This window comes from Streptomyces sp. NBC_00322 (genome assembly GCF_036147535.1).
Lineage (GTDB): Bacteria > Actinomycetota > Actinomycetes > Streptomycetales > Streptomycetaceae > Streptomyces.
On sequence record NZ_CP108019.1, the window covers coordinates 3600442 to 3626912 of the forward strand.

At 69.6% G+C, this 26471-nt stretch carries 26 protein-coding genes; 17 read left to right on the top strand and 9 right to left on the bottom strand.

Annotated elements, in window-relative coordinates; genetic code table 11:
* Positions 1-59: 59 nt before the first annotated feature.
* On the top strand, positions 60-446 hold the full coding sequence (locus OG905_RS16135; protein WP_328670261.1) for a hypothetical protein: 387 nt from the start codon (positions 60-62) through the stop codon (positions 444-446).
* A 28-nt stretch (positions 447-474) separates the two neighbouring features.
* Here OG905_RS16135 and OG905_RS16140 read toward each other — a convergent pair whose 3' ends face one another.
* Positions 475-1059: a hypothetical protein gene (locus OG905_RS16140; protein ID WP_328670263.1), complete on the bottom strand. Its 585-nt coding sequence runs from the start codon at positions 1057-1059 to the stop codon at positions 475-477.
* A gap of 236 nt (positions 1060-1295) precedes the next feature.
* Entirely contained in the window at positions 1296-2273 is a 978-nt protein-coding gene (locus OG905_RS16145; RefSeq protein ID WP_328670265.1) for a DUF4328 domain-containing protein, read from the bottom strand.
* Between the two features lie 183 nt (positions 2274-2456).
* On the opposite strand from OG905_RS16145, the gene OG905_RS16150 reads away from it, so the two are divergent.
* Both OG905_RS16150 and OG905_RS16155 read left to right on the top strand, forming a co-directional pair.
* Positions 2457-2687: a FitA-like ribbon-helix-helix domain-containing protein gene (locus tag OG905_RS16150; RefSeq protein WP_328670267.1), complete on the top strand. Its 231-nt coding sequence runs from the start codon at positions 2457-2459 to the stop codon at positions 2685-2687.
* A gap of 5 nt (positions 2688-2692) precedes the next feature.
* Positions 2693-3124, top strand: coding sequence for a type II toxin-antitoxin system VapC family toxin (locus tag OG905_RS16155; RefSeq protein WP_328682384.1), 432 nt, complete (start codon positions 2693-2695; stop codon positions 3122-3124).
* Positions 3125-3170: 46 nt separating this feature from the next.
* On the opposite strand, the gene OG905_RS16160 is transcribed toward OG905_RS16155, so the two are convergent.
* Positions 3171-4712, bottom strand: coding sequence for a beta-N-acetylhexosaminidase (locus OG905_RS16160; RefSeq protein WP_328682385.1), 1542 nt, complete (start codon positions 4710-4712; stop codon positions 3171-3173).
* Positions 4713-5050: 338 nt separating this feature from the next.
* Here OG905_RS16160 and OG905_RS16165 point away from each other — a divergent pair, with 338 nt between their 5' ends.
* The 6 genes from OG905_RS16165 (at position 5051) to OG905_RS16190 (ending at position 9842) form a co-directional block, all read left to right on the top strand.
* Positions 5051-5587, top strand: coding sequence for a 2-oxo-4-hydroxy-4-carboxy-5-ureidoimidazoline decarboxylase (locus tag OG905_RS16165; RefSeq protein WP_328682386.1), 537 nt, complete (start codon positions 5051-5053; stop codon positions 5585-5587).
* 166 nt (positions 5588-5753) lie between these two features.
* Complete coding sequence (sdhC, locus tag OG905_RS16170; RefSeq protein WP_266486808.1) at positions 5754-6134, top strand: succinate dehydrogenase, cytochrome b556 subunit; 381 nt, start codon at positions 5754-5756, stop codon at positions 6132-6134.
* A gap of 8 nt (positions 6135-6142) precedes the next feature.
* On the top strand, positions 6143-6634 hold the full coding sequence (locus tag OG905_RS16175) for a succinate dehydrogenase hydrophobic membrane anchor subunit (protein ID WP_328670273.1): 492 nt from the start codon (positions 6143-6145) through the stop codon (positions 6632-6634).
* A gap of 20 nt (positions 6635-6654) precedes the next feature.
* Positions 6655-8409, top strand: a complete 1755-nt coding sequence (sdhA, locus tag OG905_RS16180) for a succinate dehydrogenase flavoprotein subunit (RefSeq protein ID WP_328670275.1) — start codon at positions 6655-6657, stop codon at positions 8407-8409.
* Positions 8409-9167: a succinate dehydrogenase iron-sulfur subunit gene (locus tag OG905_RS16185; RefSeq protein ID WP_328670276.1), complete on the top strand. Its 759-nt coding sequence runs from the start codon at positions 8409-8411 to the stop codon at positions 9165-9167. The genes sdhA and OG905_RS16185 overlap by 1 nt, the downstream gene beginning before the upstream one ends.
* A 135-nt stretch (positions 9168-9302) precedes the next feature.
* The gene (locus tag OG905_RS16190) at positions 9303-9842 is read left to right on the top strand and encodes a hypothetical protein (protein ID WP_266486803.1); all 540 of its coding nucleotides are present in this window, start codon (positions 9303-9305) and stop codon (positions 9840-9842) included.
* 75 nt (positions 9843-9917) lie between these two features.
* Here OG905_RS16190 and OG905_RS16195 read toward each other — a convergent pair whose 3' ends face one another.
* Complete coding sequence (locus OG905_RS16195) at positions 9918-10361, bottom strand: Lrp/AsnC family transcriptional regulator (protein ID WP_328670279.1); 444 nt, start codon at positions 10359-10361, stop codon at positions 9918-9920.
* A 77-nt stretch (positions 10362-10438) separates the two neighbouring features.
* Here OG905_RS16195 and OG905_RS16200 point away from each other — a divergent pair, with 77 nt between their 5' ends.
* From OG905_RS16200 to OG905_RS16220, 5 genes are all read left to right on the top strand, one after another.
* Positions 10439-11368: an SMP-30/gluconolactonase/LRE family protein gene (locus OG905_RS16200; RefSeq protein ID WP_328670281.1), complete on the top strand. Its 930-nt coding sequence runs from the start codon at positions 10439-10441 to the stop codon at positions 11366-11368.
* Positions 11369-11474: 106 nt separating this feature from the next.
* Entirely contained in the window at positions 11475-13988 is a 2514-nt protein-coding gene (locus tag OG905_RS16205; protein WP_328670283.1) for a DUF4132 domain-containing protein, read from the top strand.
* Between the two features lie 295 nt (positions 13989-14283).
* Positions 14284-14727 carry a hypothetical protein gene (locus OG905_RS16210; protein WP_328670284.1) on the top strand — a complete coding sequence of 148 codons (444 nt, stop codon included), beginning with the start codon at positions 14284-14286 and terminating at the stop codon, positions 14725-14727.
* 5 nt (positions 14728-14732) lie between these two features.
* Positions 14733-15140 carry a thiol-disulfide oxidoreductase DCC family protein gene (locus tag OG905_RS16215; RefSeq protein WP_328682387.1) on the top strand — a complete coding sequence of 136 codons (408 nt, stop codon included), beginning with the start codon at positions 14733-14735 and terminating at the stop codon, positions 15138-15140.
* 11 nt (positions 15141-15151) lie between these two features.
* Positions 15152-15853, top strand: coding sequence for a TetR/AcrR family transcriptional regulator (locus tag OG905_RS16220; RefSeq protein WP_328670285.1), 702 nt, complete (start codon positions 15152-15154; stop codon positions 15851-15853).
* A gap of 32 nt (positions 15854-15885) precedes the next feature.
* On the opposite strand, the gene OG905_RS16225 is transcribed toward OG905_RS16220, so the two are convergent.
* Positions 15886-18339: an MMPL family transporter gene (locus tag OG905_RS16225; protein ID WP_328682390.1), complete on the bottom strand. Its 2454-nt coding sequence runs from the start codon at positions 18337-18339 to the stop codon at positions 15886-15888.
* Positions 18340-18497: 158 nt separating this feature from the next.
* Between OG905_RS16225 and OG905_RS16230 the strand changes: the two genes are divergently transcribed.
* Positions 18498-19184: a response regulator transcription factor gene (locus tag OG905_RS16230; RefSeq protein ID WP_328670286.1), complete on the top strand. Its 687-nt coding sequence runs from the start codon at positions 18498-18500 to the stop codon at positions 19182-19184.
* On the top strand, positions 19181-20698 hold the full coding sequence (locus OG905_RS16235) for a sensor histidine kinase (protein ID WP_328670287.1): 1518 nt from the start codon (positions 19181-19183) through the stop codon (positions 20696-20698). The genes OG905_RS16230 and OG905_RS16235 overlap by 4 nt, the downstream gene beginning before the upstream one ends.
* A 15-nt stretch (positions 20699-20713) precedes the next feature.
* Here the strand turns inward: OG905_RS16235 and OG905_RS16240 are convergent, their stop codons facing one another.
* The 3 genes from OG905_RS16240 to OG905_RS16250 all read right to left on the bottom strand — a co-directional run bounded on the left by OG905_RS16240 (position 20714) and on the right by OG905_RS16250 (position 24147).
* Positions 20714-22267: an ABC transporter substrate-binding protein gene (locus OG905_RS16240; protein WP_328670288.1), complete on the bottom strand. Its 1554-nt coding sequence runs from the start codon at positions 22265-22267 to the stop codon at positions 20714-20716.
* 168 nt (positions 22268-22435) lie between these two features.
* Entirely contained in the window at positions 22436-23884 is a 1449-nt protein-coding gene (locus OG905_RS16245; RefSeq protein ID WP_328670289.1) for a metallophosphoesterase, read from the bottom strand.
* An 11-nt stretch (positions 23885-23895) separates the two neighbouring features.
* Entirely contained in the window at positions 23896-24147 is a 252-nt protein-coding gene (locus OG905_RS16250; RefSeq protein WP_328670290.1) for an SCO4848 family membrane protein, read from the bottom strand.
* Between the two features lie 121 nt (positions 24148-24268).
* On the opposite strand from OG905_RS16250, the gene OG905_RS16255 reads away from it, so the two are divergent.
* Positions 24269-25477 (top strand): D-alanyl-D-alanine carboxypeptidase family protein, encoded by a 1209-nt coding sequence (locus OG905_RS16255; protein ID WP_328670291.1) that lies wholly within the window; start codon positions 24269-24271, stop codon positions 25475-25477.
* Here the strand turns inward: OG905_RS16255 and OG905_RS16260 are convergent.
* Positions 25373-26362 (bottom strand): YihY/virulence factor BrkB family protein, encoded by a 990-nt coding sequence (locus OG905_RS16260; protein WP_328670292.1) that lies wholly within the window; start codon positions 26360-26362, stop codon positions 25373-25375. The two genes, OG905_RS16255 and OG905_RS16260, sit on opposite strands and share 105 nt — an antisense overlap.
* Between the last annotated feature and the right edge of the window lie 109 nt (positions 26363-26471).

Here is a 26471-nt window from a genome sequence, read left to right on the forward strand (position 1 = left end):
CAACTGAAGCCACGAGCCCGGCTGACGCCGGAAAGAGCGGCGGCCCGGACCGGCGCGGAGTGGCCATCGCCGCCGTGGCACTGCTCGCCTGCGGCGGGCTCATCGGGTACGGCTTCCTCAACACCGACGAGAAGCCCAAGCCGCGTGCCGTCCCGACCGCGGAGGTGACCTACGAGGTGACCGGACAGGGCACGGCCGAGCTCTCGTACCTCGCGCGCAGCGAGTCGGGCAAGGCGACCGTGGAGAAGCGCGTTGCGCTGCCCTGGAAGAAGACGGTCCAGGTACCGCTGGGCAAGGCGCCGACCATCGCCCTCGTCCTGAACGAGAAGGGCGGCCAGGCCAGTTGCTCGCTCGCCGTCCGCGGCAAGCACGTACAACTCGCCACCGCGTCAGGCAGCTACGGACGAGCCACCTGCACCGGTCAACTGCCGACCGGGCAGCACTGACCCCCGGACTCGCCCTCGAACCGGCGCCTCAGCGCTTGACGCGCGCCCGTCGCGAGACGACCGCGCGCAGCACGCGCTGGCCCTCGATCGAGACATCCAGCGCCTGGCGCAGCCCGACGCCGCCCTGTGCGTCGGCCAGGATCTCCAGGATCTGGATCTGGCGGCGCAGTTCACCGGCGACGAGCGGTCCCGCTCCGTCCGGCTCGCCCTCGCGGCAGCGCGTGAGTACGTCGACGACGTCGGCAGCGGCGGGTTCGTCGGCGCCCGAGCCCGCGTCGAAGCGGTTGTGGAGTTCGAGCGCGGCGACGGAGCAGTCGTCCGCCCATTCCCGCAGGGGGTCCGCCTCCCACTCGGAGGGCGCGGCGCCCAGCATCTGACGTACGAGGGCAGCGGCTTCGTCCTCGACGGCGGCGCTCTCCATGCTCGCTCTGGCCTCGGCGAGCCGTCCCGACCAGTCCTCCTCGCCTTCCACCAGACCGGCCCAGAGCGGACGCAGCGCGTCGGCCTCGGATGCGAGCACGGGCAGACAGCGGTCCAGGCAGGCGAGCCCGCTCGCGGCCAGGCCTCGCTCATCCGCCTGTGCGATCAGTTCCCTCAGGCTCTTCGACGCCACGGACGCCTCCCATCGCGGACGCAGTACTTCCTCTTACTGCGCCCCGTGGCTCGAATGCGTCACTGCGCCGGCCGGGAATACCCATTCCTTCCAGGAATCGGAAGAAAGGTCCCCGGGTACAGCCTCGGGCCGCTTGGCGAAAAGTACTCCCTCCGGCACCCTGGCCGCCACAGTCTCGGCGATCCGATCCGGAACACATTCGCGTGCCGAGCACACACATATGCGCCACAACTCTGTTACATTCCGGCCACCTGGAACTCGGCCTGCAGAGCGCCCTGTTGGGACCGCCGCGACCCAAGACTGGTGTGGGCCCGCACACCCCGGGCGGGCTCACACCGCGGCCTCCTTCGAGACCCGCTCCGCCTGTGCGCCGCCTTGGCGTTCTGCATGCGCGTCAGCCTGCGGACGACGACGATCGCCAGCAGCGCGGCCACGATGTCGAGGATTCCCCCGAGGACGAAGACGTCCGCGCCCGCTCTGAAGGCGTCCGGAGTGTCGGCCGAGGCGTACTGTCTGCCCGCGACCGGATTGATCAGATTCGTGGCGAGCCACGCGGTCCACCAGGCGTTGACGACGGTGTGCGGCTCCTGCTTCCCCGTTCCGTACGGGTCCCGCCGGCTCGCCGCCCAGATGTCGGCGGTGATCGCGCGCGGGATGTAGAGATTCCCGAACGGGACGAACCAGCCTCCGGTCGCCCACCCCGCACCGCGCCGCTGGAGATCCGGCGCGAAGACACCGGCGTTGTTCCGGGCCCGCTGGAACCAACCGAGGAAGACGAACAGGGTGGCGAGCTGCGCGATCCCCTGAGTGACTCCCGCGGTATCCATCAGCGACGTGGCTTGCTCCAGGTCCGTGTCCGAGTAGGCCGTGGCCGTCAGGTTCCGCAGACCGACCGCGGCCACGAGGGAGAAGAGGTCGGTCGCGACGACGAGGCAGAGCAGCGCCACGACGGCGTACGAGATGCCCACCGGAGAACGCAGAACACCCCCGGCCCACGGCCCGGGCGGTGTGATGTCGACCGTACCGACAGAGCAGGCCTGGCAGAGTCCTTCGGCGGTCGCCGCCGCGTCGGTCCGGCATTTCGAGCAGAGCATGGCCGAGCGGCCCCCCACGGGTGAGAAGACGCCCCTCCCCAGAGGCGTCGCGGAGACCGGGCCGTACGGCAAGCGGTCGCCCGCGGACGATATGCCGCAGCGGCCGGTGCCGTCCACCATGAATCCCCAGTTCAGCCCAGCTTCCGCGCCAGCTCCTGGAATTGCTGCCAGCTCCGCCCCGGCGTCCGCGGGTCCCACAGTTTCTGGGACGTCGCCCGCAGCGGCATCGCGATGCCGCGTGGCCTCTGGCGCCACCCGCCAATCGTGCTAGCAGAATGCTGGCACTGCGACTATTCTTGTTGCATGGCCACTCTCTACGTGCGGGATCTGTCCGAGGAAGCACTCACCGAGCTGAAGATAAGAGCTGCCCGAAACCGGCAGTCCCTGCAGGCGTACGCGAGGACCCTGCTTGAGCAGGAGGCCGCCACCCCGGCCCTCGAGGACGTGGTCGCCCGCATCCGGGAGCGGGCCACGGCCCGGCTGTCCACGGGCGATGTGCTGCGAGACATCGACCGGGGAAGGCGCCACGAGTGATCGTCATGGACGCCGGGGCGCTCGTGATGCTGCTGGCCGATGCCGGACCTGTGGGCGAGGCACTGCGCACACGCGTCCAGGGGGAGCGACTGCTCGCTCCTTATCTGGTCGATGTCGAAGTGACCTCGGCGCTGCTGGGACGCCATCGAGGCGGCAAGCTGACCGAGGGTGAGCTGGACGACGCACTTGCTGCGTTTGCGGTCCTGCCGGTCCGACGGCTCGAGCACGTGCCCTTGTTGCCGCGTGTGCGCGAGCTCTACGCCAACCTTTCGGCGTACGACGCCACCTACGTCGCGCTGGCCGAAGGCTTCGACGTGCCGCTGGTGACCAGCGACGGGCGGATCAAGGACGGCGCACGAGCGAAGCAGGCCAAGTGCCTGGTAGAGGTGTTCAACGAGAAGACGGTTCCCCCGTCGTCCCCGCCCGGGAGCAACTGACACGGCCCGCGAAGGACGCCGGACCCAGCGGGCGCCCGGCCCCAGTTCAGCCCAGCTTCCGCGCCAGCTCCTGGAACTGCTGCCAGCTCCGCCCCGGCGTCCGCGGGTCCCACAGTTTCTGGGACGTCGCCCGCAGCGGCATCGCGATGCCGCGTGCCACCTGTTCCTGGGTCTGGGAGTTGGCGAGGTCGCACCAGACCGCGAAGCGGCCGCCCAGGATCTGGGACGAGTACTTCCGGGGCACCGGCTGGGTGCCCCGGATCACGAACGGTGTCCACTGCTCGTAGATCCGCCGACCCGTCGGATAGACGAAGGTCTGCGGCTGGCCGAGCACGTAGTACAGGTACTCGTCGTTGACGTTGACGAGCCGTCGGCCTTCGCGCAGGTACTCCAGCGGTGGCCTGGCCCCGATCTCCTTGCCCGTCCAGTACTCGACCTCGAGGTCCTTGTCCGCCCTGACCACGCCGCCGCGGAAGAACCCGTCGTTCCATGCCTTGGGCTTCTTGCCCAGGGGGCGCACCACCGCCGCGCGGTCGTTCACCCAGGCCGTCGCCAGGTCCTGAACCCGTGCCTGCGGGCCGTACTTCTGGCGGGCGAGTGCCGCCAGCTGCGGGAAGGACGCCTCCGGGTTCCGCCGGACCAGCGCCTGGTACTCGTCTCCGCCGAGATGCCAGTACGCGCCGGGGAACAGCTCCGCGTACTCCTTCAGCAGCTCATCCACGATCTCGGCCGAGGCGGGCTGCCCGATGTCGATCGCCCCGCGCACCGGCCTGCCCGCGGCGTCCCGCAGCTGGAGCTGGGGATGGGCGGCGAGCACCGCGCCGAGGTGTCCCGGGGAGTCGATCTCCGGGATGACCGTGATGTGCAGCCGCGCGGCCAGGTCGATGATCCGGCGGACCTCCGCCTTGGTCAGGTGCCGGCTGGAGACGATCTCGGGGTGCGAGTCCGACTCGATACGGAAGCCCTGGTCGTCGGAGAAGTGCAGGCCGAGCTGGTTGAGCTTGAGGTCGGCCATCTCGCGCAGCCGGGCCTCGATCCAGGCGGCGGAGAAGTGCTTGCGGGCGATGTCGACCATCAGGCCGCGCTGCGGCCGGTCGGGCCGGTCGCGTACGACGCCCTCCGGCATCGCTCCGCCCGATTTCACCGCTTGCTTGAGGGTCCGGGTCCCGTAGAAGACACCCGCCTCGTCGGGTCCGGTGATTCTGACCCGTCCGCCGCTGGTGAGGGCCGTGTACGACTCGCGCGCGCCCCCGGCCCCGAGCGCCAGCTCGACATCGCCGGCGCGGGCGGCGACGGCGCCGCGGTAGCCGAGCTTCAGCTCGTCGGCGAGCAGCCGCGCCTCGTCGGCGAGCGCCTCGCTGCCCTTGGCGACGACGACCCCTCCGCCGGGCCGCGGGCGCCAGCCCGGCCCGCGCGCCGCCTCGTGCGTGCGTACGGCGGGGATGGTGGCGGGCGCCCGGGAGAGGGGGTAGGTCCTGGAGGGTGTTGGTTTCGGTGACGGGCTCACGGCGGCGGGGGCCTTGGTTCCGCCCCGCGTCTGGCCTGCCGTCGTGGACGGCTCGTCGCTCGAGCAGCCGGTCAGCGTCATCGAGAAGGCCGCTGCCGCGGCGAGGAAGACGCCCGTGAACCTGGCACACCCAAAGTGCCGTACCACCCGGATACCTCCAATATCTGGCGTAACTACCGCGAACCATCCCCACCATCGTCCATCACAGGAGTCGAAACTCTCCCGTCCGGGTGAAAATCGCGCATCCGTCGGACAGCTTCCGGCAGCCACGGATAGCGTTACGACTCATCCACCCCACACTTCCCAGCCGTCCTGCTGTCCCTTTCGAGGAGCCCACGCTGTCCAGCGAATCCCACGCCGGCCTCCCGAAGCGACCGCCGACACTCCACCACACCCGGCATGCGCTCGCCTCTTCGGCCATACCGGCCACGCTCTCGCCCCGCCTTCCCGGCCAGCGCGGCGGTGAACCCGGTCTCGAGCGCTTCAACACCGCGGCCGCAGACTCGGCCGAAGCGACCCTTCTCGCCTGCTGCGGCAGCCACCGCTGGGCCCAGCGGCTGGTCGTCCACCGCCCCTACCCCGATGTCGACGCCCTCCTCGCCGCAGCCGACGAGGCCAGCTACGACCTCTCGCAGGCCGACCTCTCCGAGGCCCTCGCCGGCGAGTCCTCCGCCGGTCTCCACCCGGGCGCGCCCCAGGCGGCGCACACCGCGCTGGCCGCCGCCCACGCCGCGTACGAGAGCCGCTTCGGCCACGCCTTCGTGATCAGCCTCGACGGATCCCGGCCCGAGGAGTACCTCGACCAGGTGCTCGCCGGAATCCGCGCCCGGCTCGGCCACGAACGGGACGAGGAGCGGGCCGTCTCGGCCGAGCAGCTGCGCGGCCTCGCCCGCTCCCGACTGGCGCATGTAGTGGCCAACCATCCGGAATCAGACGTCGCGGGGGCTTCCCGATAGCCCGTCCGAGGCTGTTTGTTGCCTGTTTGATCACACCTACGGACCCCGGGCGAGCGAACCGACAAGTCGTCGCTACGATGGCCGGGGCCGGTGGACCGTACCCGGCCGGGCCAGACCGACAGAGAAGCCGGCATGGCCCCAATCCCCGCTTTCGGAGGGTTCTTCCGTGCCGGCTGGAACGCTGTACCGCGGCCGGGAAGGAATGTGGTCCTGGGTGGCTCATCGAGTCACCGGCGTCCTCATCTTCTTCTTCCTGTTCGTACACGTGCTGGACACCGCTCTCGTCCGCGTCTCCCCCGAGGCGTATGACGATGTCGTTGCCACGTACAAGACGCCGATCGTCGCGCTGCTCGAATACGGCCTCGTGGCCGCGATTCTCTTCCACGCGCTCAACGGCCTGCGTGTCATCGCCGTGGACTTCTGGTCCAAGGGCGCGCGCTACCAGAAGCGGATGTTCTGGATCGTGATGGTCATCTGGTTCGTGCTGATGGTGGGCGCCCTGTACCCGGTGCTCGGCCACGCCGTTCGTGAACTGTTCGGGAGCTGAGCCAGACAATGTCTTCGAACAACGCAGTCGCCGACACCACCTCCGCCGTCGGCCCCGTCGAGGGCACGAGCCCCTACGACGTCGACCACCCGGCCCCGTACATCGAGGCCCCGCGCAAGCGCACCGGCAAGACCCCGAGGGCGACCCGCGGCAACTTCGAGATGGCCGCATGGCTCTTCATGCGCCTGTCCGGTGTCGTCCTGGTCGTCCTGGTCATCGGCCACCTGCTGATCCAGCTGGTGCTGGACGGCGGCGTCTCCAAGATCGGCTTCGCGTTCGTGGCCGGCCGCTGGGCGTCCCCGTTCTGGCAGGTCTGGGATCTGCTGATGCTGTGGCTCGCGATGCTGCACGGCGCCAATGGCCTGCGTACCGTCATCAATGACTACGCCGAGCGCGCCAACACGCGCCTGTGGCTCAAGGGCCTGCTGTACACCGCCACGGTGTTCACCATCCTTCTGGGCACGCTGGTGATCTTCACCTTCGACCCGAACATCCGCTAAAGCCGGGGCTGACGAGACCAATGAAGATCCACAAGTACGACACCGTCATCGTCGGCGCCGGTGGCGCGGGCATGCGCGCGGCCATCGAGTCGACCAAGCGCAGCCGTACCGCCGTGCTGACGAAGCTCTACCCCACCCGCTCCCACACGGGCGCCGCGCAGGGCGGCATGGCCGCCGCGCTCGCCAACGTGGAGGAGGACAACTGGGAGTGGCACACCTTCGACACGGTCAAGGGCGGTGACTACCTGGTCGACCAGGACGCCGCCGAGATCCTGGCGAAGGAAGCCATCGACGCGGTCCTGGACCTCGAGAAGATGGGCCTGCCGTTCAACCGCACCCCGAACGGCACCATCGACCAGCGCCGCTTCGGCGGTCACTCGCGCAACCACGGCGAGGCCCCGGTCCGCCGGTCCTGCTACGCCGCGGACCGCACCGGCCACATGATCCTCCAGACGCTGTACCAGAACTGCGTCAAGGAAGGCGTGGAGTTCTTCAACGAGTTCTACGTCCTGGACCAGCTGATCATCGAGGTCGACGGCGTCAAGAAGTCGGCGGGCGTGGTCGCGTTCGAGCTGGCCACCGGCGAGATCCACATCTTCCAGGCGAAGGCCGTCATCTACGCCTCGGGCGGCACCGGCAAGTTCTTCAAGGTGACCTCCAACGCGCACACGCTGACCGGTGACGGGCAGGCCGCCTGCTACCGGCGCGGACTGCCGCTGGAGGACATGGAGTTCTTCCAGTTCCACCCGACGGGCATCTGGCGCATGGGCATCCTGCTCACCGAGGGCGCCCGCGGCGAGGGCGGCATCCTGCGCAACAAGGACGGTGAGCGCTTCATGGAGAAGTACGCGCCCGTCATGAAGGACCTCGCCTCGCGCGACGTCGTCTCGCGCTCCATCTACACCGAGATCCGCGAGGGCCGCGGCTGCGGTCCCGAGGGCGACCACGTCTACCTGGACCTCACCCACCTGCCGCCGGAGCAGCTGGACGCCAAGCTCCCGGACATCACCGAGTTCGCGCGTACGTACCTCGGTATCGAGCCGTACACGGACCCGATCCCGATCCAGCCGACCGCGCACTACGCCATGGGCGGCATCCCGACCAACGTCAAGGGTGAGGTCCTTCGCGACAACACCACCGTCGTGCCGGGCCTGTACGCCGCCGGTGAGGTCGCCTGCGTGTCGGTGCACGGCGCCAACCGCCTGGGCACCAACTCGCTTCTCGACATCAACGTGTTCGGCAAGCGCGCCGGTATCGCCGCCGCCGAGTACTCGGCGAAGAACGACTACGTCGACCTGCCGGAGAACCCGGCCTCGCTGGTCGAGGCGCAGGTCGAGCGGCTGCGCAACGCCACCGGCAAGGAGCGGGTCGCGGACATCCGCCGCGAGCTGCAGGAGACCATGGACGCCAATGTCATGGTGTTCCGCACCGAGCAGACGATCAAGACCGCGGTCGAGAAGATCGGCGAGCTGCGCGAGCGATACCTGAACGTGTCCATCCAGGACAAGGGCAAGCGCTTCAACACGGACCTGCTGGAGGCCGTCGAGCTGGGCAACCTGCTCGACCTGGCCGAGGTCATGGCCGTTTCGGCACTGGCCCGCAAGGAGTCCCGCGGCGGTCACTACCGCGAGGACTTCCCGAACCGCGACGACGTCAACTTCATGCGCCACACCATGGCGTACCGCGAGGTGGGCGACGACGGCGTCGAGTCGATCCGTCTCGACTACAAGCCGGTCGTCCAGACCCGCTACCAGCCGATGGAGCGTAAGTACTGATGGCTACCCCGACTCTGGACAAGGTGGAGGCGGAAGCCGCCGCCTCGCCCTACATCACGGTCACCTTCCGGATCCGCCGCTTCAACCCCGAGGTCTCCGACGAGGCCCAGTGGCAGGACTTCCAGATCGAGATCGACCCGAAGGAGCGTGTGCTCGACGGTCTCCACAAGATCAAGTGGGACGTCGACGGCTCGCTGACCTTCCGGCGCTCCTGCGCGCACGGCATCTGCGGCTCCGACGCGATGCGGATCAACGGCAAGAACAGGCTCGCCTGCAAGACGCTGATCAAGGACATCAACCCGGAGAAGCCGATCACGGTCGAGGCCATCAAGGGCCTCACGGTCCTCAAGGACCTGGTCGTGGACATGGAGCCGTTCTTCCAGGCGTACCGCGATGTGATGCCCTTCCTGATCACGTCCGGCAACGAGCCGACGCGCGAGCGTCTGCAGTCCGCCGAGGACCGCGAGCGCTTCGACGACACCACCAAGTGCATCCTGTGCGCCGCGTGCACGTCCTCGTGCCCGGTGTTCTGGAACGACGGCCAGTACTTCGGCCCGGCGGCGATCGTGAACGCGCACCGCTTCATCTTCGACTCGCGTGACGAGGGCGGGGAGCAGCGGCTGGAGGTCCTCAACGACAAGGACGGCGTGTGGCGTTGCCGCACGACGTTCAACTGCACGGACGCCTGCCCGCGCGGTATCGAGGTCACCAAGGCGATCCAGGAAGTCAAGCGCGCGCTGATCACGCGTCGCTTCTGACCGAACGGTACCGGGGCCCCGTCTCAACTTCGTATGAGGCGGGGCCCTTTGGTGCCCGGGGTTCACCGGGCGAGGCGATACCTGGCAGGATCGGGGAACGTCTGACATGAGCAGCAGGAAAGCGGGGACGAGACCATGAGCGAGCCCAATCCGTACGCGGCTGACGGAGAGCCCGAGTACAAGTGGGGGCCGACGCAGCCTCCGGGGACGCCGGCCTACGGCTACCCGAACCAGGCGCCGGGGTACGGGTATCCGAATCAGGCTCCCGACTACAGCCAGACGCAGCCCGCTCTCCCCGTACCGGCCGGGGCCCCGGCCGCGATGGGCGGGGCGCCGCTGGTGTCGATCGGTGACATCAGTGTCATGGGCGACTCGATCGTGACTCCCGCGGGCACGCTGCCGTTGCGGGGCTCGGTGTGGAACGCCACCGACATGTCGCACACCGAGGAGAAGATGCCGACCCACGCCATCGTGCTCGCGGTCATCTTCTTCATCTTCTGCCTGCTGGGGCTGCTGTTCCTGCTGATGAAGGAGAAGAAGACCACGGGCTTCATCCAGGTCACGGTGACGAGCGGCGGCAAGCACCACTCGACGATGATCCCGGCGCGTGGACCGGAGACGTTCCAGCAGGTCATGGGGCAGATCAACTACGCGCGTTCGCTCGCCAGCATGTAGCGGTCACGCGTTTTGGGTCAGCTCCGGTACGCCAAGGAGCAGATGCCGCCACTGACGGGCGGGCTGGGAGTCGGGTCAGCCCGCCCGTGGGGAGACGGGACGTTCGAAGAACGTCTCCAGGGAAACCGTGGCCTGAGTGCCGCTGACTCCGTCGATCGCGTACAACCGGCGCAGCACGTCCTGCAGTTGTTCCGTCGTGGCCGTACGCACCTTCACCAGCACCGACGCGCTGCCCGCGATGATGTGCGCCTCCTGGATCTCCGGGATGGCGGCGAACGCGGCCCCCGACTCCCCCATCCACGCCGACGACTCCACCATGACGAAGGCCAGCACGCCCTGCCCGAGCGCGGCCGCGTCCACCTCCACAGTCGTACGGCGGATGACTCCGCGTTCACGCAGCTTCCTCACCCGCTCGTGCGCCGCGCCCGCCGAGAGGCCAACGGCCTTGCCCAGCGCCGCGTATGCCTGAGTGGCGTCCTCCTGGAGCAGGGCCACGAGCTCACGGTCAGTGTCATCCACGCTTGCGACCATACCTCATTCCGGGATATGCATGTCAGGCCGAAGCTCATTCAGTTGAATGCTTGGAGGGCCTGACCATGTCCACCATCGACGAAGCCTCGATATACGAGATCCTGGACGACCGCTTCCGAACCGGACGCTGCGCCAACGGCGACGTGCGCCTGGAGCAGCTCCACGGCGACTGCCGCTGGGCCGAAGGCCCGCTGTATCTGCCCGCCTGGCGGCAGCTGATCTGGAGCGACATCCCCAACGACCGCATGCTGCGCTGGGACGAGACCACCGGCGCGATCAGCCTCTTCCGCTCCCCCGCCGGGCACAGCAACGGCAACACGCTCGACCGCGAGGGCCGGCTGATCTCCTGCGAGCAGGGCAACCGCCGCGTCACCCGCACCGAACCCGACGGCAGGATCACCGTCCTCGCCGATCGTTTCGAGGGCAAGCGCCTCAACAGCCCGAACGACGCGGCCGTACGGTCCGACGGCTCCGTCTGGTTCTCCGACCCCGACTTCGGCATCACGAGCGACTACGAGGGAATCCGCGCCGAGAGCGAGATCGGCGCGTGCAACGTCTACCGCGCCGACCCGGCGACGGGCGAGGTCCAGCTGGTCGCCGACGGCTTCGGCGGCCCGAACGGCCTGGTCTTCTCGCTCGACGAGCGGCAGTTGTACGTCTCCGACACCCGCGCCGGCCAGATCCGCGTCTTCGACGTACGCGAGAACGGCACCCTCTCCGACGGCAAGGTGTTCGCCGAAGTGACGGACGACGTCAGCCGTTTCGACAACATCCGCTTCGACGACGAGGGCCGCCTGTGGGCGGCGGCCATGGACGGCGGAGTGCACTGCTACGACCCGGACGGCACCCTGATCGGCAGGCTCCGCGTCCCCGAGGCGGTCTCCAACATCGCCTTCGGCGGCCCGAAGAACAACCGCCTGTTCATTACGGCGACGACGGGTCTGTACTCGCTGGTGATGTCGGTGACGGGGGCTGCGCGGATCCGTCGCCCGTAGCTTCGGCGGCGGTGCCGGGAGTGCGGCGATTCGGGTCCGCCGACCCGGCTGTCAGTGGCGGCCCGTACCGTCAGGAGGAGTTGAGCTCGGGGAGGGGACCGGCACGATGACGGTGACGACGGACGGCCTGGAGACCAGACTGTACGAGGCGGGGGTGCGTCAGCGCATCCAAGGGGGTACGCCCGTGCGGGAGCTGCTGGAGTCCCTGACCCTCGACCAGCGGCGGCGGGCCGCGCTGTGGATACACCGCAATCTGTGCCACGGCGGGGCGGACCGCGCCGACGACTGGGCGGTGCCCTGGCTCTCGGAGCAGCGCCTCGGCTGGACCGCCGCGGAGGCCGACACGCTGCTGCGGCGCCTTGTGGGGGCGGACGCGCTGGTCGATCCGGGGCAGCTGCTGCGGCAGTTCGGGGCGCTCGCCCGGCTGCCGCTGGCCGCGGCGAAGGAGGCGGGCAGCCACGACCGGCGGCTGCTGCGGGCCGCGCGTCAGGTGTCCCTGTCGGCCTGGGGAGGGCAGGACGAGGGATCCGAGAACTTCACGATGCGGGCTCGGCTGGACGCCCTCATCGGGCCGGAGGCTTCCGATGACACGGGGCTTTCGCCGGTCCTGCTCGACGACGAGGACGAGTTCGGGCCGCGGATGCGCACGGAGCATCCGAAGCTGCTCGCCGGGCCGGGGGTCGCCGCGTTCCTGGAGCACTGCGCGGCGCAGGGCCAGGTGCGCGCCACCAAGCGGTGGCGCAGGCAGGCCGGGGTCCTCCTGGCGGGCACGCAGCGGGGCGGGGAGACGGTGCGGGCGCTGCTGGAAGGGATGGGCGACCAGCGTGAGCATCGGGTCGCTGCGCCCGCCTGGGTGAGTGGCAGCACCTGGCCGGGGATCTCCTCGGAGGGCAACACCCGGCTGGTGCGCGGGCTGCTGTGGGCCGCGGCGGACATCGGGGCGGACTGGGTGGTGCCCGCGGTCGGCGCGGTCGCGCTCAACTCCGGTACGGGTACGGGTGGTTCCGGCGGCTACTGCCGCAACGGCAAGATGGCCACGACCGCGGTCGCGGTCCTCGGCGACTTCGGCGGAATACAGGGCGAGCAGGCCGTCGACTGGCTCGGCCGCCTGCAGCGCAAGATCCGCAACCGCACCGTGCTCAAGGGCATCACCGCGGCGCTGCAGGCCGTGGCCGAGCGCGGCGGGATCACCCCGTCGATGCTCAGGGAGCGAGCCGTGCCGTCCGTGGGCCTCGATGCGCGCGGTATCCGCGAACAGGCGCTGGGCGACTACACAGCGGTCCTGTCGGTCACCGCCTCCGGGACACCCGCGCTGTCCTTCCGGGGGCCGCAGGGCCAGGTGCTGAAGTCCGCGCCGAAAGCGGTCCGCGAGGAGTACGGCGAGCAACTGAACGACATCCGGGCCGCGTTGAAGCAGCTGCGCACACTGATGCCGGTCGAGCGCGCGCGGCTGGAAGAGCATCTGATGGCGGGCACCCGATGGGCGGCGGCCGACTGGGAGCGGCACTACATCGACCATCCGGTGACCGGCACCCTGGCCCGCACCCTGATCTGGGAGGCGAGCGCGGACGACGGCGAGCAGTGGGTGGCCGGACTGCCGGAGCGTACGGCGGGCGGCTGGGCACTGGCCGGGGCGGACGGTACGGCCGTCCCCGTGACGGACGGGGCCGTGCTGCGGCTGTGGCATCCGGTCCGGGCTGACGCCGAGGAGACAGGGACCTGGCGCGAGGAGCTCACCGAGCGCGAGCTGCGTCAGCCCTTCAAGCAGGGCTTCCGGGAGGCCTATCCGCTCGCCCCCGCCGAGGAGGGAACCCGCACCTACTCCAACCGCTTCGCCGGTCACATCCTGCGCTACAGCCAGGCGAAGGCGCTGCTGGTGGAGCGCGGCTGGGCCGGAAACCACCTGGGGTACTTCAGCGACGGATACGCCGCCGAGATGGTGCGGGAGCTGCCGCGCGCCGGTGAACTGACCTTGAGCGAGGGCGAGTTCTGGCGCGCCAGGTTCTGTGTCGAACTGGTCGAGCAGCAGTCGGACGGCGGACTGGCGTCGCTGTGCTCCACGGACCAGCTGCGCTTCGAGCGGCGACGCGGGGCGCGCGGACCGTGGGAGCTCGCCGAGCTCGCCGCCGTTCCGCCGCTGGTGCTGACCGAGGCGATGCGGGACGCCGACCTGTTCGTGACAGTCGCGTCGATCGGGGCGGATCCGCAGTGGCGCGACGGCGGCGAGGAGCGGGCGCACGACGGGTACTGGGAGCGATGGGCGTTCGGCGAGCTCACCGAGTCGGCTCTGATACGGCGCCAGTCGCTGGCCCGGCTGTTGCCGCGGACCTGGATCGCCGATCGCGTGGAGCTCACCGACCGGTTCCTGAGGGTGCGCGGCGAGCTGCACACGTACAAGATCCATCTGGGCTCGGGGAACGTCCTGATGGAGTCCGATGACGCGTATCTGCGCATCGTGGTGGACCGTTCGGCGGCGGGCGCGGGCGGCGAGCGGCTCTTTCTGCCCTTCGAGGAGGACGGCGGACTGCTGTCGCTGATCCTGTCGACGGCGTTTGTGCTGGCGGACGACGCCAGGATCACCGACCGCACGATCACGGCTCAACTGCGGCGCGACGCGTAGGGCGTGTTTTAGAAGTAGCGCCGTCCGCCCGCAGGGCGGGCCCCGCGGCGTCTGGTGCGTGCAATCGCAAGGCGGAGGATCGCCCTCGTACTGGACGTACTTGGGCGACTCCGACAACACCGCGAGTGTGCGTGCCAGGCGTCGCGGGGCAGGCGCGACTTCTAAAACACGCCCTAGCCCCAGCCGACCGCCCGACCGACTCCGGGCCCCGCCACACCCATCGCTTGAACATGTTCAAAAGGAGGTCTACAGTCATGACTGCCAGCTTTTGAACACGTTCAAGGGAGGGTGGGGGATGGACCTCACTGTTGTTGCTTATGTCGTCTACCTGCTGACCAGCGTCGCGCTCACCATCTGGGTCGCGCGGACCCTGAGCCGCAACGGGCGCATCTTCATCGCCAGCGTCCTGCAGGGGGACGAGAAGCTGGCCGACGCCGTCAACCACCTCCTGGTGGTCGGCTTCTACCTCGTGAACCTCGGCTTCGTCGCCCTCTACCTCAAGGCGGCCGATGCCGTCGAGGACGCCCGCGGGCTCTTCGAGGCGCTCTCGGTCAAGCTCGGCGTCGTACTCCTCGTGCTCGGCGTGATGCACCTCGGCAATGTCTGGGTCCTCAACAAGATCCGTCGGCGCGGAGTGATGGAGCGCCAGCAGACTCCGCCGGTCGGGCCCCAGGGCTGGACGACCCAGGCGGGCCCGGGCCCGTGGGCCGCGCCCGCCGCCGGTCCCACCGGGGCGTGAGCGCGATGGGCACCCCGGTCCGGGGACTGACCGTCCTGTACGACGCCCAGTGCTCCCTCTGCGTCCACCTGCGCAGCTGGCTGCGGCGGCAGAAGCAGCTCGTACCGCTGGACCTGGTGCCCGCGGGGTCGGCCGAGGCGCGGCGCAGGTACCCGCGCCTCGACCACACCGCGACCCTGCGGGAGATCACCGTCATCGGCGACAGGGGCCAGATCTACACCGGCCCCGCCGCCTGGATCGTCTGCCTCTGGGCGCTGGCCGAGTACCGTCCAAGGGCCCACTGGCTCGCCACCCCGGCAGGCCTGCCGTTCGTACGGGTGACGATGCTCGCGGCGTCCAAGTACCGCGAGGCGACCGCGGCGGGAGGGGCCGGCGGTACGCCCTGCGACGACCGGTGCTCCGTTCCCGGTTAGGCTCGGACACCGTGACAGAAGTGAAGGCCCCCAAGAGCGAGCAGACCCGCACGCTCATCCTCGAGACCGCGCTCCGTCTCTTCCAGGAGCGCGGTTACGACAGGACGACGATGCGGTCCATCGCCAAAGAGGCCGGTGTCTCGGTGGGGAACGCGTACTACTACTTCGCCTCCAAGGAACACCTCGTCCAGGGCTTCTACGACCGGATCGGCGCCGAGCACCAGGCGGCGGTCCGGCCCATCCTGGACCGGGAGACGGACCTGGAGGCCCGTCTCGCCGGGGTGTTGACGTCCTGGCTGGAGATCGCCGAGCCGTACCACGAGTTCGCGGCCCAGTTCTTCAAGAACGCCGCCGACCCTCAGAGCCCGCTCAGCCCGTTCTCCCCCGAGTCGGAGCACGCCCGCGAGGCGGCCCTGTCCATCCACCGCGAGGTGCTGGCCGGTTCCAAGGCCAAGGTCGCCGACGAACTCGTCGACGCCCTGCCCGAGTTGATGTGGCTGTCCCAGATGGGACTCGTCCTGTACTGGGTCTTCGACCGCTCGGAGGGCCGCGAGCGCACCAGGCGGCTGGCAGAACGCGGCGCCCGGCTGACCACCCGCGGTGTCGCGCTGTCCCGCTTCCGGGTGCTGCGACCGCTCGTACACGAAGTGCACGATCTGTTCACGGACTTCCTGCCCGGGATGGCCGAGACCGTAGCCGCCCGCAAGAAGTAGCAGCCGGGCCCGGAGCCCCGGGCCCGGATCGCTCAGCGGCTCACGCCCAGGTCCGACAGGACCACGTCGTGGACCAGCGGATCGCCGCCGATCATGATGTGGCGTACCCAGGGCTCATGGATGCCCGCCGTCACGGCCAGCATGTACGCGCCACCGGCCAGAGCGGACAGGATGTACGAGCCGTCGGCCAGCGACTCCACGCGGTCGACCTGGCTTCCGCCCGGCGAGACGAGGGTGAGGATCGCGTCCGCGACCGGCTCGCCCGACTCCGTACGGACGAAGCCGTGCACGACGGACCCGCCCGCCCCTGTGCCTGCCCCGGCCCTCCGCTCGGAGCGTGGACCCGGCACGGAGACAGCGAACTCCGGCGCGTCCTGACTCGGCTCCACCGCCAGATGCGGCAGCCGCTTCTCCAGACCCGCCGGCAGCCACCAGTTGGACCTCCCGAGCAGATGCATCGCCGCAGGCACCAGCGCCGTACGCAGGATGAACGCGTCCAGCGCGACCGCCGCCGCGAGCCCGATGCCCGCCATCGCGCCCTCCATGTCACCGCTCAGCACAAAGGCGCTGAAGACACAGATCATGATCAGGGCGGCGCAGTTGATGACCCGGCTGGTCTCGGCGAGACCGACCCGTACCGCCCGCGCGTTGTCCTTCGTATGCACCCACTCCTCGTGCATCCGGCTGACCAGGAAGACCTGGTAGTCCATCGAGAGGCCGAACAGCAGCGACAGCATGATGACCGGCAGGAAGGCGGTGATCGGGCCCTCCTTGCCGAGGCCGAGCGCCTCCGCTCCCCAGCCCCACTGGAAGATCGCGACCAGTACGCCGAAGGAGGCCGCGGCCGCGATCAGGTTCATCAGGGCGGCGGTCAGCGGAACGACGAGTGAACGGAACGCGATCAGGAGCAGCAGGAAGCCGAGCGCGATGATCGTCCCGACGAAGTAGGGCAGCCGGTCGCCGGTCACCGCCGCGAAGTCCTTGAAGATCGCGGTGACTCCGCCGACATGGACTTCCTCGCCCGACTGCGGGATGACCTCGTCGCGCAGGGTGTCGATCAGCTGGTCCGTCTGCTCGGACTGCGGCGATGAAGTGGGGACGACCTGGATCACGGTGATGCCGGAGCCCGGCTGCGAGGGCAGCGCGACGGCCTGCGCCACACCTTCCGTGGCACGCACCTTGCCCACCAGGCTCTGGACGGCGGCCGGTTCGGCGTCCTTCGCGACCAGTTGCAGCGGACCGTTGAAGCCGGGGCCGAAGCCCTCGGCGAGCAGGTCGTACGCCTGCCGGGTGGTGGTGTCCTTCCGGTGGTTGCCCTGGTCGGTCGCGCCGAGCCGCAGGGACAGCACGGGGATCGCGAGCGCGGCCATCACCACGACCGCGACCAGCGCGATGGACCTGGGCCGCTTCTGCACGGTCGCGGACCAGCGGGCGGCGGCGCCGCCCGGCTCGACGGACTCGGGGCCGTTCGCGGCGAGCCTGCGCCGCTGGCGCCTGCTCAGTACGCGCATGCCCAGGACGCCGAGGAGCGCGGGCAGCAGTGTGATCGCGGCCAGCACGCTCAGGACGACCGTCAGCGAGGTGGCGATCACGACGCCGTCGAGGAACCGCATGTTCATCACGAGCATTCCGGCGAGTGCGATGCACACCGTGCCGCCCGCGAACAGCACCGCGCGCCCGGAGGTGTTGAGCGCGGTGACCGCCGAGTCCTCGGGCGCCATGCCCCGCAGAATGCCCTTGCGGTGGCGTGTGACGATGAACAGCGCGTAGTCGATGCCGACGCCGAGACCGATCAGCGAACCGAGCAGCGGGGCCACTTCGGGCACATCCGTCGCGTGGCTGATCAGCATCGTCGACAGCATTCCGGTGCCGACCCCGAAGATGGCGATCACCAGCGGAAGCACCATCGCGAAGAGCGAGCCGAAGGCCAGGAACAGCACGACCGCCGCGGCGGCGATGCCGACCATCTCGGCGGTGCCGGTGGGCGGTTCCTGGATGCGTGCGATCGCCTGCCCGCCCAGCTCGACCTGGAGGCCCGCCCGCTCGGCGTCCTGCGCGGTGTCGACGACGTCCTCGACCAGCTTCTTCGGCACGCCGTTGGCCTGCTCGGCGAAGGTGACCTGGGCGTAGGCGATCCGCCCGTCCTCGCTGATCTGCGTCGCACCCGCCGGGCCGTAGGGACTCGCGACGTCACCGACGCCCTTCATGCCCGCGATCTCCTTGAGCGCGGGCTCGATCCGCTCCCGTACCGCCGTATCGCGCACGGAGCCCTCGGAGACCCGCCACACCACCGTGTCGGTGTCGCCCGAGCTCTCCGGGAATGCCTTGACCATCAGGTCGTACGCGTGTGTGGAGTCGGTGTCCGGAAGGCTGAAGCTGTTGGAGTAGTCGGTGCCCGCCGAACTGCCCGCGGCCCCCAGGCCGAACAGCGCCCCCACCCACAGCACCAGGACCACCAGCCGGTGCCGATAGCACCAGCGTGCCAATGCCGCCACGATTCCTGCCCCTTCGTCGTTCCGTCTCCCCCGGGCCGGTCTTCAGAATCGGCCGTGGAGACGGCCCGTGGCGTGGCGCGGCCATGACTCTCAAGGAACTCCCAGACAGTGACCGGTCCCCCGCGCGGGATCAGACCGATACTGAGGACATGGACCACGAGGGAGCGACCGTGCTGGTCGTCGAGGACGAGCCGAGCATCGCCGACGTCCTCGCCATCGCCCTGCGCTATCACCGTTTTGAGGTGATTACGGCGGGAAGCGTACGGCAGGCGCGACAGCTGGCCGGGCAGACGCGTCCCGATGTCGCGCTGCTGGATGTCATGCTCCCGGACGGCGACGGGCGCGCGCTGGGGCGTGAACTGCGCGACGCGCAGCCCGAGACGGCCCTCGTCTTCCTCACCGCGCGCGACGCGCCCGCCGAGATCGTCGGCGCGCTCGGCTTCGGCGACGACTACATCACCAAGCCCTTCAACGTCGACGAGGTGGTGGCCCGCATCAGGGCCGTGCTGCGCCGCACCCGGCCCGCCGATGTGCTGCCCGCACGGCCGCCGCTGCGCTACGGCGATCTCGAACTGGACGACGCGACGTACGCGGCGCGCCGCGCGGGCCGCTCGGTGCAGCTCACGCCCACCGAGTACGCGCTGCTGCGCTTCCTCGTACGCAACGGCGGGCGCATCGTCCCCAAGGAGCAGTTGCTGCGCCATGTCTGGCAGTACGAGCACCAGATCGAGTCGACCGTCGTCGAGACCTACATCAGCTATCTGCGACGCAAGCTGGATCCCCTCGGGCCACCGCTGATCACCACCCGGCGGGGCTTCGGATACGGGCTGGCATGAGGTGCTGGACGGGCACCAAGCGCTGGATAGGGGCCCGCGCGAGGCACCACCACCGAGCGATCCACTCCCTGCGCGCCAAACTCACCCTGGTGAACGTGTGCGTGCTGACCCTCGGCATCGTCGCGGCCACCGCGGTGAGCCTGATGGGCATGCGGCACTTTCTGCTGGACCGCGTGGACACCGAGCTGATGGGCAGCCGCACGGCGCTGCAGCGGACGGGGTTCACTCAGAAAGAGATCGAGACGATCAGCGCCATCAGTGAGCTGGCTGCCCAGTTCGGCAAGACGGGGGCGGGCGGTCTGCCGCGCTCCGACACGATCATGGTGGCCGTCGACGCGAACCGTGAGCCGATCTCCTTCGCGGGCATCGCCCCCACCGAGCGCCAGCGTGAACTCGCCGCCGCGGTCGACGATCCGGCCGCGCTCGCAAACTCCCCCGGCCCGCGGGACGTGAGTGTGGCGGGAGATCCCTGTCGCACGGTCGCGACCAGTCTCGGCGACGGCACGGTGGTCGTCCTGGCGACCGACACCGGGTCCGTGCACTCCTCGATGAAGAAGGCGCTCAAACTCGATCTCGCCTTCGGCACCGTCCTGTTGGCGCTGCTCGCGCTGCTCACCATGCTCGGCGCCAAGCACCGGCTGCGGCCGCTGGAGGACATGGTGGAGACGGCATCCGCCATCGCGGAGGGCGATCTGACCCGGCGCGTGCCCGCCGGGCGGGATCCGGTCACCGAGATCGAGCAGCTGCGGACCGCCCTCAACTCCATGCTCCACCAGGTCGAGTCGGCCTTCGAGACCCGCGAACACAGCGCGGCCCAGCTGCGCAGGTTCGTCGCGGACGCCTCGCACGAGCTGCGTACACCGCTGTCCGCGATACGCGGCTATCTCCAGCTGTACGACAAGGGGATGCTGCGCGAGCCCGCCGAACGAGCCCGCGCTCTGGCCCGGATGACGGCGGAGGCCGACCGGATGGGGCGGCTCGTCGAGGAGCTGCTGACGCTGGCCCGCCTCGACCAGCAGCCCCAACTGCGCGTGTGCACGGTCGATCTGAGCCGACTGGTGCGGGACGCTGCGGACGATCTGCGGGCCCAGCAGCCGCAGCGCCCGCTCGCGGTCTCGGCGAACGGCGCGATGATCGTGCAGGGCGACGAGTCGGGGCTGCGGCAGGTGGTCGGCAATCTGCTGGCCAATGTCCGCGCCCACACCCCGGCCGACGCGCCGCTGCGGGTGGAGCTGGAGCGCGAGGACGGCGGCGGTCACGGTCCCGGCGCGGTCCGGCTGCGGGTCGCGGACGAGGGTCCCGGCATGACCCCCGAGGACGCGGACCGCATCTTCGACCGCTTCTTCCGCGCGGGCGGTGAAGGCAGCGGGCCCGCGGGCAGCGGCCTCGGAATGGCGATCGTGCAGGCCGTGGTCGCCTCGCACGCCGGCGAGGTGACCGTCAGGACGGCGCCGGGCGACGGCCTCGCGGTGACGGTCACGCTCCCGGCCGCCGCCCGTACGGTCAAGACGTAGAGGCCAGTTGGGCCCTCAGATCCAGCCCAGTTCCCACAGCCGCCAGACGCCGGTGCCGTCCGACAGGTACTGCGCGCCGCTGATGTCCCCACTGCTCAGTACGTAGTCCTTCTTCTGCCACAGCGGCACCAGCGGCACATCGTTGGCGATCTCCCGCTGGATCGATTTGAAGTCCTCGGTGGCGCGGGGGCGCTCGCCGTACTGCTGGGTGGAGGCGATCAGCTGGTCGACGGTCCTGCTCTCGTAGCCGCTGCGCAGAGTGGAGTCCTTGCCGACGAGCGGCTGGGTGAAGTTGTCGGGGTCCGGGAAGTCCGGGATCCAGCCGATCGTGTACGCGTCGTACTTGCCGGCCCCGTATCCCTTCTGGAAGACCTTCCAGTCCTCGGCGACGACCTTCACCTTGAACAGCTTGGTCGCCTCCAGCTGTCGGCGCAGCTCGGCCGCCTCCTGCGCCGGGCCGCTGTCGGCGCGGTGCACCAGGGTGAAGCTCACCGGTGTCTGGATCCCGGCGTCGTCGAGCAGTTCCCGGGCCTCCTTCGCGCTGGGCTTCGGATACGCGTCGAAGAAGGGGTTGGTGTGCCCCAGGGTCCCCTGCGGGATCAGGGAGTACAGCGGCTGAACCGTGGCGTGATAGACCGAAGTGACCACCTTGGGGCGGTCGATGACCCACGCGACCGCCTGCCGCACGGCTTTCTTCGCCATCGGGGAGCCGGGCCGTACGTTGAAGACGAGATTGCGGATCTCGGCGGTGTCCGCCACGCTGACGCGCATGCCCGAATCGCCCGGGTCGAGACCGGCGATCAGCTTCGCTGGGAGCTGACGGTGGGTCACGTCGAGCTGTCCCGCCTTCCATGCCTCCGCGAGCTGGTCGGACCCTTCGAAGTAGCGGATCAGTACCGGCCCGCCGGTCTTCGTCAGCGCGCCCTTGTACTTGGGGTTCGGCACGAGCCGCGCCCTGACCCCGGGCTCGTACGCCTTCAGTACGTACGGTCCCGAACCGTCCACGCTCTCGCCCTCGCGCAGGCTCTGGTCCGGGTACTGGCTGCGGTCGACGATCGAGCCCGCCCCGGTGGCGACCTTCTGGGGGAAGGTCGCGTCGCGCGTACGGAGGTTGAAGGTGACCGTCTGGCCCCTGGCCGTGACGTTCTTCAGCGTGGAGAAGAGAGGCTGCGGGCCGACGTCCGTCTTGATGCGCAGCATCCGCTCGAAGGAGTACTTGACGTCCTCGCCGGTGATTTTGCGGCCGTTGGCGAAGGTGAGGTCGTCGCGCAGCTCGCACTGGAACGTCTTGAGCGTCACCCCGACGAAGTCGCAGTCGCGGGCGGCGTCGGGGACCGGCGTGACGCCGCCCGGCTTGAAGGTCAGCAGCGACTGGTAGACGTTGCTGTACATGGCCCATGAGCCCGCGTCGTACGCCCCCGCGGGATCGAGCGATGTGACCACATCAGTGGTGCCGACAGTGATCGTTGCCCTGCTTTCCTCCTCGGAGGGTAATAACTGCCAGCCTCCGACGGCCGCGGCCAGGACCACCGCACAAGTGACGAGTATCCGCAGACGGATCGACTGCATCGCCAAGCTCCTCTTCACGCCCACCCCTGTTCGTGATAAGGCGCTCAGCCAACCACAGGGGCCTTCACCAGAGGAAGGGTGGTTTTATGGCTCACCGACAACTGTGACAACAGCTATGCCTGGGCTATGCCAAAGCCATTCCTGCGCCATGTGGAGGACATGCGGCGGTTATGCGTGGCGGGAGGCGAGCTGTACGACGGTGATGTCCGAGGGCGCCCCGACTCGCACGGGCGGGCCCCATGCGCCCGCTCCCCTCGACACGTACAACTGGGTGTCTCCATACCGTTCGAGCCCGGCGACGGTCGGATTGGCGAGGGCGGCGAGATAGTTGCCCGGCCAGAGCTGGCCACCGTGGGTGTGGCCGGAAAGCTGGAGGTCGACGCCGTGCTCGACGGCGTCATGGATGACGACGGGCTGATGCGCGAGAAGCACGGACGCGCGGGAACGGTCCCGGTCGCCGAGCGCCTTCCCGAAATCGGGACCGTCGCCCTCGCTCTCGCCCGCGACGTCGTTGACGCCGGCGAGATCGAAGCCGCCGATCTCGACGCGCTCGTTCTGGAGCGGCCTGAGCCCGAGCTCACGGACGTGGTCGACCCACGCCTCGGCGCCGGAGAAGTACTCGTGATTTCCGGTCACGAAGAAGGACCCGTAGCGCGAGGTGAGCCGCGCGAGCGGCTCGGCGGCGGGCCCGAGGTCCGCCACGCTGCCGTCGACGAGGTCACCCACGACGGCGACGAGGTCGGGGGAGGTGGCGTTGATGGTGTCGACGATCCGCTGGGTGTGCCCGCGCCCCAGGATCGGCCCGAGGTGAATATCGCTGACGACGGCGATCCGGAACCCGTGGGCGGCACGCGGAAGCCGGGCGAGCGGAACGGTGACGCGCTTCACGCGGGGCCCACGGAGGACGCCGTAGGTCCCGTGGGCGACGGTCCCCAGGGCGACGGCGGCGGCGGCGCCGCCGACGACACGCGAGACGAACAGTCGCCGCGAGAGGGTACGTTGCCCGCCGGCACCGGGGCCTGCGGCCGCGTCGGTACGAGCCGCCCCGGCGGACGCCTCGGTCGCGTCTGTACGGGTTGCCCCGGCGGGAGCCGTTGCGGTCGCACCCGTGCGGGCTTCGGCGGGGGCCGTCCCCACGGACGCCGCGTCGGTACGGGCAGCACCCGTGTGCGCGTCCGCGCCGACCGGCGTACGGCCGACCGCATCGGCACTGCCCGCGGCGGAGTGCGCGGGCAGCGACGGCTCAGCGGTCCGGGGGCCCTGGCCACCGGTTTCGGGGAGGGGCGGGGCGGGGGAACTCACCCCGCCCAGGCGCAGCAGCAGCGGCCGCACAAGCTCCCCCACCACCAGCCCCAGCACGAGATACAGCAGCACCGCCAGCCACAGATACCCCGGCCACGCCACCACCCGCTCCAGCCAGAACGGCGCCCCCGCCCGCCCCGAGACCAGCGCCGCCACCGACAGCAGCGGCAGCACCCACATCGCCGCCGTGCCCACCCGGCGCGCCACGCCCCCGCGCGCCGTCGTGTCGCGGACCAGCCGTCGCCAGACGTACCAGTGCACGCCCGCCAACAGGGCGACGACCGCGACCACTACGAGCAGGACGACCACCAGCACGGACCGCTCCCCTATTCCTGAGGCGTTTCTCGCCGCAACGCCCGAACGCCACGCAACCCGATCACGCCGACGATCGTCCCCAGAACAAAGGACGTAATGGCGAGCAGCAGATGGACCCAGAAGTACCCGGTCGGGTCACCCGCGTCGTCGAAGGCGAGCCCGCTGCCGTCCTTCCACAGGTTCTTGACGAAAGTGATCCAGATGAACCAGCTCCACACCCCGAACGCGAGCAGGAACCAGGAGACGGGGCGGCTGAGCTTCATGGACTCAGTATCGCGTCCGTCCTGCGACCGGGTTCTTCGGGGTGGGCTGTCCCGGCGGTCCTCCCGGCGGGTCATCGAGCTGATGAGCATATTTCCTTCTCGGCCCTGTACGTTCTCGTCCGTGTCTGCTCTGAAGAAGACCGCGCTGACGGTCACCGCCGCCACGTTGCTGCCCGCACTCGCCGTCGCGCCCGCGTCGGCCGACGGCCATGACAACAAGGCAGGCAAACAACACCCGAATCCGCCGGCCTCCATGTCCACCGTCGGCGGGACCCAACTGGGCAGGGCGGGCACCCAGGTCAGCCTCGGCCCGGGCGCGCCCGTGCTGCCGAAGGATCTGAGCGGCCGGTCCTGGATCGTCGCGGACGCGGAGAGCGGCGAGGTGCTGGCCTCCCACAACGCGCACTGGCGGCTGCCCCCCGCGTCCACGCTCAAGATGCTGTTCGCGGACACCGTGCTGCCCCGGCTGTCCAAGACCGAGATCCACAAGGTGGACCCGAAGGAGCTCGCGAGCGTCGGCGAGGGCAGCAGCCTGGTCGGGGTCAAGGAGAACCAGACGTACTCCGTCCACGATCTGTGGCTCGGCGTCTTCCTGCGTTCCGGCAACGACGCCGTGCATGTGCTGTCCGAGATGAACGGCGGCGTTCCCAAGACCGTCCATGACATGCAGGCGCACGCCGACGAGCTCCAGGCGCTCGACACGCATGTCGTATCGCCCGACGGCTACGACGCCGCCGGCCAGGTCTCCTCCGCGTACGACCTGACCCTCATCGCCCGCAGCGGCATGCAGAAGAAGGACTTCCGCGAGTACTGCTCGACGGCGAGCGCCAAGTTCCCCGGCGAGCAGAAGCCGGGCAAGGCGCGCGCGACCTTCGAGATCCAGAACACCAACCGCCTGCTCACCGGCGACTACGGCATGTCCCCGTACAAGGGCATCGCGGGCGTCAAGAACGGCAACACCACCAACGCCGGCGCGACCTTCACCGGTGTCGCCGAGCGAAACGGCAAGGTGCTGCTCGTCACCGTCATGAACCCGGACTCCGGCGAGGGCCAGGCCGTCTACAAGGAGGCGGGACGGCTGCTCGACTGGGGCTTCGCCGCGGCCGGGAAGGTCACTCCGGTCGGCGAGCTGGTCGCGCCGAGGTCCGCGACAACGCCTGCCTCCAACGGCAACGAACCGGCCAACAACGGCGCACCGGCCAAGACGGTCGCCGCTAAGGAGAGCTCAGGGGGCATCGGTATCGCGCTCGCCGTCACGGGCGGGGCGCTGGTGGTGCTGGCGGCCGGGGTCTACCTCGTCAACCGCCGCTGGCCGCTGCGCCGTCGCTAGCGTCGCCGCGTCGCCGCTTGGCTCTTCGACAGCTTCTTTGCTCTGCGTCGCCGTCCACGCGGCGCAGAACAGCAGCAGCTTCGCCGAGAAGTTGATCCACAGCAGCAGGGCGACCGGGACGCCGAAGGCGCCGTACATGCTCTTCGAGGCGACGTCCCGCATATAGCCGCCGAGCAGCAGCTTGAGCAGCTCGAAGCCGACCGCGCCGAGCAGCGCCGCCACCATCAGGCGGCGGCGCGGCGGCTGCACACCCGGCAGCAGTGTCAGCAGATACAGCAGCAGCAGGAAGTCGGCGACGACGGCGATCCCGATGCCCGCGACCTGGAGCAGTACGCCTCCGGCTCCGCCCTTGTCGATGCCGAGCCGGTCGGCGCTCCAGCCGACGGCGGTCGAGCCGAGGCCCGACGCCGCGATCGAGGCGAGCGCGGTCGCGCCGAGACCGAGCAGGATGATCCCGTCCTTGAGCTTGCGCAGTACGGGGTTGCCCTCCTCCTCGTCGTCCAGCTCCCAGACGACCCGCAGGCATTCCCTCAGCGAGCCGACCCAGCCGATGCCGGTGACGAGCAGCAGCGCGCCGGCGACCAGTCCGATCGTGCCCGCGTTGTTGACCAGGGAGTTGATGTCGAGCTGGTCGGAGATGCCCGGCACCTGCTCGGCGATCTTGTTCTCGAGCTTGGTCAGCTGCTTCTGGTCGAGCAGCGCCGCACCGACCGCCGCGGCCACGGTGATCAGCGGGAAGAGCGCGAGAAAGCTGATGAAGGTGATCGCGGCGGCGAGCCGCGTCCAGTGCACCCGGTCGAGCGTCTCGTACGAACGCCAGGCGTGGGTGCGCATCAGCCGGACGGCGAGCGGTCCGATGACGGGGAGCTTGATCAGCCAGTCCATGTCGTACGCGTACCCTCCACGCGGCAACACCAGCGCCCGGGTCCCCAGAATCGTTTAATCACCCATTTCCGGCGGACCCGTGAGGCATTGCCGAATTGAGGCATACGCG